The following is a 12,216-nucleotide window of genomic DNA, read 5'->3' as shown; positions in this document are numbered from 1 at the left end:
TATGCACCTCCTTACTTGTTGTTTCTATTTTTAGTATAGGATGTTTTGCGTATAAGTGCAATTTTTTTACATAAAAATATCTATGGAGGGTTTTAACTCCCCCATAGATATTATAGAGCCAATAAAAACCACCTTTCGGTGGTTCTTAGTAAATCTATAAGCCGTGTTCTGTATTAAACAGTCATCTGTCTTGTATTCCTGTTGCCAAGAATCTCTAGCGACCTACCTTCTTGAGAGGACACGAGCAGCATCCCTTTACCTCACTTTGGTCTTGCTCCGAATGGGGTTTACATAGCTACTTAGTCTCCTAAGCACTGGTGAGCTCTTACCTCGCCTTTCCACCCTTACCATAATGGCGGTTTCTTTCTGTTGCACTAGCCTTAGAGTCGCCTCCACTGGATGTTATCCAGCATTCTGCTCTATGGAGCACGGACTTTCCTCATTAAAAATGCGACTGTCTGATTTACATTCTAATTATAACAGCTTTAAATTTATAAATCAATATTAAGTTTATCAAAAGTAAAATAATCCTTCGAAACTTGTAGACCTATATCACTTATTTTTTTCGCCATAATGTCTACAAAATGAATTTCGCTCATGCCGTGAGTTAAATCCAATATACTCAAACCATTTCTATAAGCGTGTTGTGCATCGTGATATTTGATATCCCCCGTTAAATATAAATCTACATCATTTAAAATTGCATAGTCTATAAAACTTGCACCGCTTCCTCCAAGATATCCGATTCTTTTAATAACTTTCTCATCTTCACCGTAAAGAGTCATATAATTCGACGGATTATCATATCCATATTTTGAAAAATTCTTCGACAGTATACCGATTATTTCTTTAATTTTAACATCTTGAACGTCAAAAACTATTCCGAAGTTTTGACCTTCCTCAACTGCTAAATTTTTTATTTCTCCTATGGCGTATTCGCTCAAAAAGAAGTTTTTCATTCCAAAAACTGAAGTGTCAAAAGGAGTGTGATATGAAAGAATGGTTATTTTATAATCTAAAGCTTTCTTTATAACTTTATAATAAAAACCACTCTTTTCAATTGACTTGATGCCACTCATGAATAGTGGATGATGCGTTATTATCGTGTTGCATCCATATTCAATAGCTCTATTAATTTGAAATTCTTCAATATCCAAACATATATGCACTTTTTTAACATCTGAATTTAAATCTCCGATTTGCAACCCACTATTGTCCCAAGACATTTGAGTGTTTAACGGATAAAATTCTTCAAGTTTTTTCATCAAATCACTTATATTCAACTTTTTCCTCCAACAAGGTACGCAGTTTCTCATTGTTACTTTTAAGTTCGCTAATTCTCGAATCGGATTTTTCGCTCGAATTCAATTTTATTTCATTTATAATTGCGTTATTTTTATTCAAATTAAATTTCAAGTATTCTTTGTATGTCTCAATAGAATCTCTTAGAAGCGAACTTGTATAAAACCAATCTTTTTCGAGTTTCTTGTCAGTTAAACTACTGAATTTCATCAAAAAATAATATTTACTGCCCTCAATAACTATTAAATCTTTTTCTAATCCATAACCTAGTTTATAAAAGGTTTCTCTAACCACATCCGGATTTGTCATTGGTTGTATTATGAAGTTTTTAAACGACAAAGTCTTACCGATATCATAAGTTACAATATCTTTTATTAAGTCACCGCCCATTCCGGCAATAACAACTGTATCAACCTCACCACGGTTTAAAGTTTTTAGTCCATCTCCAACACGTCCATCATATTCAGATTGAAATCCTGTACTTGCGAATAAAAACTCGCTTTTTTTTAAACACTTTTCAGAAATATCAGTGGAAATAACATGCCTTACACCAGTTGATTTTAAAAGTTCAACTCCCACTTGGCCATGGTCACAACCAATGTCCGCAACAGAATTTGAATTTCTCGCCAATTTAACAATTGTTTCAAGTCTATCCATCAATCAAGAAAATCCTTCAACTTATCAGATCTTTTTGGATGACGCAACTTCCTTAAAGCTTTCGCTTCAATTTGTCTAATTCTTTCTCTTGTTACATCAAAAACTTTTCCAACTTCTTCCAATGTTCTAATTTTGCCATCATCAAGCCCAAATCTCAACCTTATAACCTTTTCTTCACGTTCGGACAATAAGTCCAATGTTTTAAATAATTGATCTCTAAGCATCGTTGTAGTTGCCGCGTCTTGTGGACTTGGAATATCATCATCAGGAATAAAGTCTCCTAAATGACTGTCCTCTTCTTCACCGATTGGTGTTTCCAAACTAACAGGTTCTTGAGAAATCTTTTGAATTTCTCTTACCCTTTCGACATCCATTTCAAGTTCAACCGCCATTTCTTCAGGCGTTGGTTCCCTACCAAGTTCTTGCAAAAGTTGCCTTTGAACTCTTAAAAGCTTATTAATTGTTTCAACCATGTGAACCGGTATTCTTATAGTCCTTGCCTGATCCGCAATCGCTCTAGTTATGGCTTGTCTAATCCACCATGTTGCATATGTTGAAAATTTAAATCCTTTTTTATACTCAAACTTTTCAACCGCCTTCATTAATCCAAGATTCCCTTCTTGAATTAAATCAAGAAAAGGCATGCCTCTTCCCATATATCTTTTTGCAATACTAACGACGAGACGTAAATTTGCTTCTGCAAGTTCCGCTTTTGCTTCCTCTGAGCCCTCTTCCATTCGTTTTGCAATTGCAATTTCTTCCTCTTGAGTTAATAGAGCAATGTTACCAATTTCTTTTAGATACATTCTAACAGGATCATCAACTTTAACTCCTTTTGGAACTTTTATCTCCAACTTATCGTCGTCATCTACATCTACATCTACATCAATATCGTCATCTTTACCATTTGACAGCTCATCTTCATCATCAATCTCTTCTACTTCAATAATTTCCTCATCCTTTGGAAGAACGGACTCTCTGTCAGTGATTTCAATATTAAGTTCTTCAATTTTATCATAAATTTGTTCTATCTTTTCAACTTCCAATTGGAATTTTGAGAGGCTATCCAAAATATCCTTGTAAGTCACATAACCCGTTCTTATTCCACCTGAAATTAAAAATTCTAGTGCATCCGACATTGCTTTTTGTAAATTAAGCTCGTCAACCATTTTTAATCACCATCCATTTCCGAAAGAGAATCCAATTCTTTAAGGAGCTCTACAACTAAATCATAATTTTTGTCATTTGTGGCACTTTCTATTTTTTTATTCAGTACATCTTTTTTATCAGATATATACTCTTTTCTTATTCCTTCAATGACATCATGGAAATAATTTATCGTAGGCTCACTAATCTCATTATGAGACAACATGGATTTCACTAAATTCTCGCCTAATTCGTTTTCTTTAATTAGACTTTTTGTAAACTCTTCAACTTCTATCTTTTCTTTTGTTTCATATTCCCTGCAAATGCGTTTAATCAAATCTGAATAGCTTTTATTATTAATATAATTTAAAACATTAAGTTTTTCAGCCTCAACCGCAAAAACTTTGTCTGTTATAATATATCCTATAAGTATCTTTATAAATTTATTTGAAGCTTTTGGAATTGTGTATGAACTAACATCGTAAGCACTTGCAACGAAAACCTCATTATTTTTTGACAATTCTTCCATGAGCAAAGTTTTGTCAATATTATATTTTTTCGAAATGTCTTCAACGTAAATAGACTGCTCAACTTTAGAAGGAATACTCTTAATGAGTCCCGATACACGCCTAATAAATTCTATAAAATCATCTCTTCGATCTATGTCGAGATCATGTTTATAGTACATTACTGTAAAATCAAAAGCGGAAATTGCATCCTTAAGAAGTCCGTCAAATTTATCTTTGCCAAACTTATCTATGAATTCATCAGGGTCCATATTGTCAGGTATCACAACAATTTTAGGAACAACGCCAATATTTCTTAAAATTTCAATGTCCCTAACCGTTGCCTTTTGGCCTGCAAAATCTCCATCAAGACAAAGATATACTTCTTTGCCGTATCTTTTTAAAAGTGTCGCTTGTCTGTCAGTGAAAGCTGTTCCAAGTGCTGCTACTACATAATCTATACCCATTTGATGCAATTTTACAACATCTATATTTCCTTCAACGAGCATAATTCTACTTCTATCACTCTTTTTTTGAACTAAGTTAAGACCGAAAAGCAAATTGCCTTTTTTAAAAATAACACTATCTCTTGAATTGTAATATTTTGGTTCGCCATCTCCGACAATCCTTCCGGAAAATCCGACAACTCTTGATTTTAAATCTAAAATTGGGAATATAAGTCTTTTTCTAAATAAGTCATAATATGTCCCTCTTTTTTCGCTTTTTTGAATCAAATTGGCCGCCTCTATATCAGCTATACTAAATCCTTTTTCTGTGAGGTGTTTTATAAGCCCGTCCCAAGAATCAAGTGCAAACCCAATTCCAAATTCTAAAACAGAATTTAAATTTATGTTTCTATTTTTTAAATAAGAAATCGCAGATTTATCTACTTTAATATTTTCCATAAAATAAAGAGCTGCTTCTCTATTTATATCATAGTAAATTGAATAATCCGCTTTTTTGCTTTCAAATTCAGCATTGCCCAAATCAATATGTGCCTTTTCTGCAAGTTCTTTTATAGCTTCATTAAAATCAAGCCCTTCATATTCTTGCAAAAAAGTTATTGCGTCTCCACTTTTACCACATCCAAAACATTTAAAATAATGACCGTCAGGATTTACACTAAAACTTGGTGTTTTTTCATTATGAAAAGGACAAAGTCCAACATAATTTCTGCCCCTTTTTATTAGTGACACATAACTACCGATCAAATCAACAATATCAACAGCGTCCTTGATTTCTTCAATTTTAGTATCACTTACAAACATATTTACACCCTTCTAATACCCGTTGGCAAAAAAAGTTCTTCAAACTTCTCTATTGCAAATTGATCAGTCATTCCTGCAATATAGTCTATTACCATCCTATTTAATGATTCTTTACCATCATAAATCTTTATATGCTCATTAATAACATCCGTATTTTTCATATAGTACTCAAAAAGAAGCGACAGCATAATCTCAATTCTCTCGCCTTGAATCCTACTTCTTTCATCAAGATAAACATTAGAAAACATAAATGACCTTAGACTATTCATTGCTGAATTGATTTCATCACTCATCATAATGGTATTTTTTTCAGATGAATTAATTATAACATCATTTACCATCTTGTCAATCCTCTCGCTAGCAGTATTACCCAAAACTCTAGCTATATCCTTTGGAATATCATCATTTGAAAGAACACCAGCCCGTATTGCATCATCAATATCATGATTTATATATGCAATTCTATCAGCAAATTTTACAATCTTACCTTCAAGCGTTTCTGCCTCGTCCGCACCACTATGATTTAAAATCCCGTTCCTCACTTCATAAGTTAAATTTAAACCTCTTTTGCCGTTGTGCGATTCTAAAAAATCCACTACTCTAAGTGACTGTTCATTATGTTTGAAGCCTGTATCCGACAACTTATTTAAAACTTTTTCTCCCGCATGTCCAAACGGAGTGTGACCGATATCGTGCCCCATAGAAATTGCTTCAACAAGATCTTCATTTAAAAAAAGTGCCCTTGAAATTGTACGTGCGATTTGAGAGACCTCCAAAGTATGAGTAAGTCTGGTTCTATAGTGATCCCCAAGAGGTGCAATGTAAACTTGAGTCTTATGTTTAAGCCTTCTAAAACTTTTTGTATGAATTATTCTATCTCTATCTCTTTGAAATTCAAGTCTAACACTTGATTTTATCTCCGCTCTTTGTCTGCCTTTAGAAGAATCAGAAAAAGTCGCAACATCTCTTAAGAATTCGTGTTCTCTTTTTTCCAAAATCTCCCTTATCATATTCTACCGAACCTCTTTTCCATTATTTCTATTATAACAGAAGCCGTTTCTTCAATTGCCCTGTTTGAAACATCAATAACAGTACAACCGATTTTTTCCATAATATTATTTGCATAGTTTATTTCTTCTTGAATTCTATCATATTCAGAATAAACGCCAACACTTGGCATGCCTAATGCTTTAAGCCTTTCTTCTCTAATGTTTATCATTATCTCTGCACTTGTCGTGAGTCCAAAAATTCTTTTAGGATCTTTAACAAAAATCTCATCTGAAATCGGTACTTCCGGAACAAGCGGTACATTTGCAACCATATATCCCTTGTTTGCAAGATACATGCTTAGAGGTGTTTTTGATGTACGAGAAATTCCAATCAAGCAAATATCAGCTTTTCTAATACCTCTAGGATCCTTGCCATCGTCATATTTTACAGCAAATTCAATCGCATCTACTGTTTGGAAATACGTTTCATCCAATTTTCTAAGAATACCGGATTCTCTAATCGGAGTTTCATGTAAAATATTAGAAATTGCATCAAGTGGTTGCTTCATAATGTTTACAGTTGGTATACCATACTCAATTGCAGTCTTTTCCAAATAGTCTGCATGCTCTTCGTCAACAGTACTGTAAATAATCACTGCTGGAAGATTTTTTGCTTCTTCAATAACTGAAAGAATATGTGCTTTGTCTAAAATATATGGGTATCTTTTTATCTCATAATTACAGTTTGGAAATTGGGCAACCGAAGCTCTTGCAATTTTGCTTCCTGTTTCGCCTATAGAGTCGCTTAAAACAAAAATAGTTATATCATACATATTTTAAAACCACCTGTTCTTTAATTCCGTTTGTAACTTCTTAGAATAATCAGTTACATAACCTCCATTGTCGTAAAAATCAAATAAATCCTGCAAAACGTTTTTATTGTTTTTCAAGAAAGAAATAAAATTATCGCCTACTTCATTTATGACATCGTCTCCCAAAAGTTCACTTAATCGTCTTTCTGCTTCAGAACTTTCATAATCCATCGATTCGCTAGTCATCACCAGATTTCTTATTCTGAAAAGATTCTTCAAAAGACTTATTTCTTCTTCGTTTGCCTCTTCTGAAATTTCAAGAAGTTTTTCTGTCAAATTGCCAAAACATTCTTCGCAAGAAAGAACATCGTCAGACATCAAATCTGCCTTAACTCCTAGACCTCTGAGAATATTCTTATATCTTTGCATAAAAAGATCTTCAACAATTTTTTCAACCTTATTGTAATCAAATGCACCGATACTTTCTTCTGTGTAAACATATAGTGCAATTCTTGTTAATGTAGCTACACTTATTTCAAGTTTGGAATTTATAATAAGGCTCAAAATCTCATCAATCTTGCTTTTAACTAATCTCATATTATATTCATCAGATATTAAAAGTCCTACAATATCATCATACCTGTCAACAATGGCTAAAATATAACCTATTGATGACTCCGGCATCCTATTCATAATACCTGGTAAGTACTGTTCAAGAATAGCTTCACCAATTACACTTTCATAACCTTCTTTTTCAAGCATTGTCTTAGCAACCACGCCTTTTAGCTGAGGATATTTTTTTACAGTTCTTGTAGCGAGATCCGCTTTAAGTAAATCTGCAGCAACATACAAATCTTTTTCCATTTCTTTTGCAAGAGACAGATTATCAGCGACTTTTTCAACAAACATCTTCACTCTCGTTGTTTTATCATACAAATTGCCAAGTTGATCAAATTTTGAAATCCAGTTAAGTCTTGGAACATATTCTTTCAAAGGAACGATGCTATCTTTTTCAAAAACTTCCTCTATAAGGCCCAAATCGTAATTTAAAGACTTTTCATACATATTCTTGACTTTTTCCGAATTTTTATTTTTATTGTAAACGATTATATATGAATCTGAAATTTTTCCATCTTCAAAAATAAGCGGAATGCATGCGTCATATTTATTAATTATGTTAAATACAAATTCTTCCGGTAAATCATAATATTTATCATCAAAGTTTGCACTCAAAAACTGCGGATTTTCAATAATCTTCGCAATTTTTATAAGCTTATCTCTATTTATATTAAATTTTTTGCCCAAGCTTGCAGCAATTTTTAAAACTTGATTTCTTATTTTGTTTACTCTTTCAGCTTCATTAAACCCCACATATTTATCAATTTTATCAAAATAGTCATCGATACTTTCAATCTCGATTTCATCAAACAAATTTACAAGTGAAACTTTTCTTGATTTTACGCCTTCTATTTCAACATCTATAAGCTCATCATCTAAAAGAGATAAAATATTAATTATTGGACTGAAAAATGTAATTGAACCTGTATCCCATCTCATTTGATTAGGACTTTCAACCCCTCTTAAAATCGAAGGTATAAGTTCAGTTAACTTTTCATTGAGCTTTTCACCAAATAAGTTAGCCCAAATTACAATCCTGGTTTGATTTACAAAAATGTTTAAATCTTCAGTTCTAAAAAAAGAGTTAAAATCGCTGGACCTAAGATACTCTCTTATATCTTCTTCTATATTTTGAAATGTAACAGCATCCATTGGATTTGTAATAATTTCCATTAAAAATTTACTCATCCTTATCCTCCTTCAAGCCGTCAGAATCAACAATAGCTTTTTGATTCAAATATTCATTTTTTATTTCAAAATAAATTTCTCTTATTCTCTTCATATTATCAATATATTTTTCAGAAAATATTCCCGTTTTCCCCTTTATAATTTCAACATCTTTGCAAGATTTTATTAAAGAAATATAAGCTAGAATGTATCTCTTTTCTCTTAAATGAATTTCACTTTCAGAAATATGGCTTGTAAATAAAATATTTTCATTTTCAAATTCAATCTCTTCAAAAATATAACTTGAAAATTCACTATCCCTCACCTGTTCGACAGAAAACTCATTAGTCTCTTCATCACCAAAAACATAAGAAAGATTATTTAAGTTATACTCAATTACAAGAGGTATACTCTCTAGATGCTCGTCGTTTATAGTCTGAAAATATTTACACTTAACAATCAAAAATCCATTTGCATAAATATTTGAATACGAAACAGTCGCTCCAAGAGATGGTTCATGATAATCCCCTGAATTATAAGTGAAAAGATAATCGTCCATATTCCCAAATATATGTTTTAATGATAAAAATACATCCTTGAAATTTACAGTATGTTTTCTCTGATCAACGACTCTGTAAATCGAACTGACTGAGCGCTTTGTGCCCTGAATAGAAAAAGACATATCTCCTACATTTAAAACTCTTACATTTGCACCCGAAATAGAGTTTGGATTATCCAAATGAAAAAATAGCTCACTATAACTTAGAACATCTTCATTAAGTTCTATATAATCCTCTCTTATCTTCTTCAGTCCGAACTTTCTATAATAATTGTTCAACTCATCTACTAATTTCATAATACAACACCATTTTAAAAATTTTTAAGCTCCTCATACGAATTTAATCTATTTATACTAAAAGATAATTTAAAATAAAAAATAATTAAATCTAAAATTTTCATGCCCATTTCAGAGCTGACATCAAATTTAATTATCTCAGACATTTCAGAAAAAAGTAATTTTTTAATTAAACTTGACTCTTCAAAACTCACTCGTCTATTATGTCCTAATATTTGTCCTGATTCTGCATAAACAATTCCATCCTCACACATAACTAGTTCACCGTTATTCTCACTAATAATAGGTCTATACCCCATAAATGAAATATATTTTATCAGCCATCCAGCAAAAAACAACACTTTATTTTTCGATTTTGATAAGAGTTCCAAGAACTTTTTTGTAAGCGGATAAATATTCGGAACGCTATAATTATCAATCATAGTTTTTATAACAATCTCACTTAAAATCGAGCAGACTCTAAATGAAATAGGCTCCTTGTATAAATCCTCCGAAACCTTTGCACTGTCTGCAAAATTAAAATAAAACATATTCGTTCCCTTGTATAGATCGAAATTTGTAATTGAAAACAAATCGAAGTACGGCATGACATTTTCTTTCCGCTTGAACGCACCTTTTGTCATAATACTGATTCTTCCATAATCATCGGTGAGTGCATGGGTTATAATACTAGAATCCTGCCATCTTATATTTCTTAAAATAATTGCTTCCGTCTTCATTTAATCCAACTCTTAACAATTCCGATATTTTTTCTCCAATTTTTTCTAATTTTTATATCAATCTTTAAACGAACTTTTTTATTTGTAAACTCTTGCATATCTTTTTTTGCTGCATTTATAATTCTATTTATCATTGTTCCATTTTTCCCAATAACAATAGCTTTATGATTTTCCCTTTCAAGATAAACAATATCCCTTATGCTTATAGAGTCTTCATCTTCAATATACTCTTCAGTTTCGATATTTATGCCGTGTGGAATCTCTTCATTCAAAAAAATCAAAAACTTTTCTCTCAAAATTTCTTCCATAATTTCCCTAGTCATGGTATCAGTGATCATCTCTTCATCATAATACAATGGACCTTCGGGCATTATATTGTAAATCCCGTCAAGAAGCTCTTTGAATCCATAGCCCGTCACCGCAGAAACCGGATAAACATCAATAAACAAATCGAGTTCTTTGTATTTTTGAATGAGCATTTCGAGCTCATCTTCTTTTAAAAGATCACATTTATTTATTATAACAATCTTTTTGTTTTTGTCTTCACGTGCTAGATCTAAAACCTTGTTGTCAAGCCTTCCATTCTCCAAAGAATTATCCATAACATAAATATCAAGGTCTGCATCTTTAATATTGTTATAAATAATATTTTGCATCTCTTGCCCCAACTTATTTTTCGGATCCTGAAATCCCGGATTGTCAAAGAAAATAATTTGAGATTTCTCATCTGTATAAATAAACTTCATACTTTTTCTTGTGGTTTGTGGCCTATCCGTAACAATCGAAAGCTTAACCCCAATTAAATGATTTAAAATAGAAGACTTTCCTACATTTGGTCTTCCTATCAAATTAACAAAACCGCTTCTCATTATTCCTCCAATCTGAATCCGTGTGGCAATAAATCTTGAATTCTATATGATTCTATATCCGATAAACTGTTCACAATTAAAACTTCACACTCAGGTGAAGTTTCATATATCACTTGTCTGCAAACGCCGCAAGGAAATGTGTCCGGACTCGAGCCGCAAACAGCAATTGCACTATAATTTCTCTCACCGGTTGTAATCATGCTAAATATCGCATTTCTTTCAGCGCAAATAGTGGGAGAAAAACTTGTAATCTCTACATTAACTCCCGAAAAAATTTCACCTGTGTCTGCTAAAATTGCAGCACCAACCTTAAATCCGGAAATCGGCGCATAAGAATTTTTTCTAGCATCAATTGCTGCAACCACAAGCTTTTTCATTTTATCATTTAATTCATCATAATTCAATTTCATAGCTATCCAAACAACCTAAAAATAATTATTCCTATAATTATACCCAATAAGCCCCCGTAAAAAACATCCATAGGTTTATGTATTTTTCCTTCGACGCGACTTTCCGCAACCAATATCGCAAGAATATAAGCAAGCGAAATTACAAGAAGACTATCGGAATTAAAAGAAACAATGGTCGCTAAAAGAAACGAAACTGCAGCATGTCCGCTCACTGTTCCGCCTTGAAAATAACTTCCTCTGCTCTTTGAATACTTGCTTTTCAGCGCAATCACAAGCATTACTGTAAGGGAAAATGCTATAAATGTCAAATGAATCGGACTTTGATGAATCGCACCCAAAACATTATTACCTAGTGGTACAAGTCTATCATAAAAGAGCAAATATCCGACAAACGCAGCATAAAAAGCAGTCAGAAGAACCGCCCCGGCAGAAATATCTTTGCAAATTCGAATAAGCGGATGAAATTCACCAACAGAAGCATCAACCGCATACTCAAGTGACGTATTTATTAATTCAGCAAAAAGCACAAGAACAATCGCCCCTGTAAGAGCAATAAACTCCAACTTCGAAAACTCGAAAATGAGTGCAAAAATCAGAACAATGCCCGCGACGGCAAAGTGGATTCTCATATTCTTCTCACTCTTAAAACTATGAACTAAACCGTTTGCAGCATTATTAAAACTCTTTAAAAAACTTCTCTTTTTCATAAAAAATCATCCACCTATCCAATAATTTTTCATAAACTTAATTATCGTACACGAAAATAAAACACATGTTCTATACAGTTCAATTATACCCATATTGATATCTTTTTAATTGTTTTAGTGAATTAAATTCTTTAGCTTATGTTTTTTACTATTTGTTTTAAAATTTTAAAAAAAAGAAGGCTTTTAGCCC

12 protein-coding genes and 1 other RNA gene are annotated in these 12,216 nt (G+C 32.3%); all 13 read right to left on the bottom strand.

Features of this window, described 5'->3' with window-relative positions; all coding sequences use genetic code 11:
* Positions 1–141: 141 nt before the first annotated feature.
* An RNA gene (gene rnpB / locus C7381_RS06535) (RNase P RNA component class A) lies at positions 142–470 on the bottom strand.
* Positions 471–491: 21 nt separating this feature from the next.
* Positions 492–1,283 (bottom strand): Nif3-like dinuclear metal center hexameric protein, encoded by a 792-nt coding sequence (locus tag C7381_RS06530; RefSeq protein WP_165803621.1) that lies wholly within the window; start codon positions 1,281–1,283, stop codon positions 492–494.
* A complete protein-coding gene (locus tag C7381_RS06525) occupies positions 1,270–1,959 on the bottom strand; it encodes a tRNA (adenine(22)-N(1))-methyltransferase (RefSeq protein ID WP_116480347.1) in 690 nt (229 codons plus the stop codon). Before C7381_RS06525 ends, C7381_RS06530 begins: the two co-directional genes overlap by 14 nt.
* Positions 1,959–3,128 carry an RNA polymerase sigma factor RpoD gene (rpoD, locus tag C7381_RS06520; RefSeq protein WP_116480346.1) on the bottom strand — a complete coding sequence of 390 codons (1,170 nt, stop codon included), beginning with the start codon at positions 3,126–3,128 and terminating at the stop codon, positions 1,959–1,961. The genes C7381_RS06525 and rpoD overlap by 1 nt, the downstream gene beginning before the upstream one ends.
* A 2-nt stretch (positions 3,129–3,130) precedes the next feature.
* On the bottom strand, positions 3,131–4,879 hold the full coding sequence (dnaG, locus tag C7381_RS06515; RefSeq protein ID WP_116480345.1) for a DNA primase: 1,749 nt from the start codon (positions 4,877–4,879) through the stop codon (positions 3,131–3,133).
* 2 nt (positions 4,880–4,881) lie between these two features.
* Positions 4,882–5,889: a deoxyguanosinetriphosphate triphosphohydrolase gene (locus C7381_RS06510; RefSeq protein ID WP_116480344.1), complete on the bottom strand. Its 1,008-nt coding sequence runs from the start codon at positions 5,887–5,889 to the stop codon at positions 4,882–4,884.
* Positions 5,886–6,701, bottom strand: coding sequence for a pyruvate, water dikinase regulatory protein (locus C7381_RS06505; protein ID WP_034545753.1), 816 nt, complete (start codon positions 6,699–6,701; stop codon positions 5,886–5,888). Before C7381_RS06505 ends, C7381_RS06510 begins: the two co-directional genes overlap by 4 nt.
* 3 nt (positions 6,702–6,704) lie before the next feature.
* Entirely contained in the window at positions 6,705–8,486 is a 1,782-nt protein-coding gene (locus C7381_RS06500; protein ID WP_116480343.1) for a glycine--tRNA ligase subunit beta, read from the bottom strand.
* A complete protein-coding gene (locus C7381_RS06495; RefSeq protein WP_116480342.1) occupies positions 8,479–9,321 on the bottom strand; it encodes a glycine--tRNA ligase subunit alpha in 843 nt (280 codons plus the stop codon). The genes C7381_RS06500 and C7381_RS06495 overlap by 8 nt, the downstream gene beginning before the upstream one ends.
* Positions 9,322–9,335: 14 nt before the next feature.
* A complete protein-coding gene (recO, locus tag C7381_RS06490) occupies positions 9,336–10,040 on the bottom strand; it encodes a DNA repair protein RecO (protein WP_116480341.1) in 705 nt (234 codons plus the stop codon).
* Complete coding sequence (gene era, locus C7381_RS06485; protein ID WP_116480340.1) at positions 10,037–10,909, bottom strand: GTPase Era; 873 nt, start codon at positions 10,907–10,909, stop codon at positions 10,037–10,039. The genes recO and era overlap by 4 nt, the downstream gene beginning before the upstream one ends.
* On the bottom strand, positions 10,909–11,319 hold the full coding sequence (gene cdd, locus C7381_RS06480; RefSeq protein ID WP_245893784.1) for a cytidine deaminase: 411 nt from the start codon (positions 11,317–11,319) through the stop codon (positions 10,909–10,911). Before cdd ends, era begins: the two co-directional genes overlap by 1 nt.
* Before the next feature lie 2 nt (positions 11,320–11,321).
* Complete coding sequence (locus tag C7381_RS06475; RefSeq protein WP_116480339.1) at positions 11,322–12,026, bottom strand: diacylglycerol kinase; 705 nt, start codon at positions 12,024–12,026, stop codon at positions 11,322–11,324.
* Positions 12,027–12,216: the final 190 nt, after the last annotated feature.

The sequence above is a fragment of the Ezakiella coagulans genome (assembly GCF_003096635.1).
In the GTDB taxonomy this organism is placed as follows: Bacteria; Bacillota; Clostridia; order Tissierellales; family Peptoniphilaceae; genus Ezakiella; species Ezakiella coagulans.
Note: the sequence above shows the minus strand (reverse complement) of the source record. Positions and strands in the feature narration are given on the sequence as shown.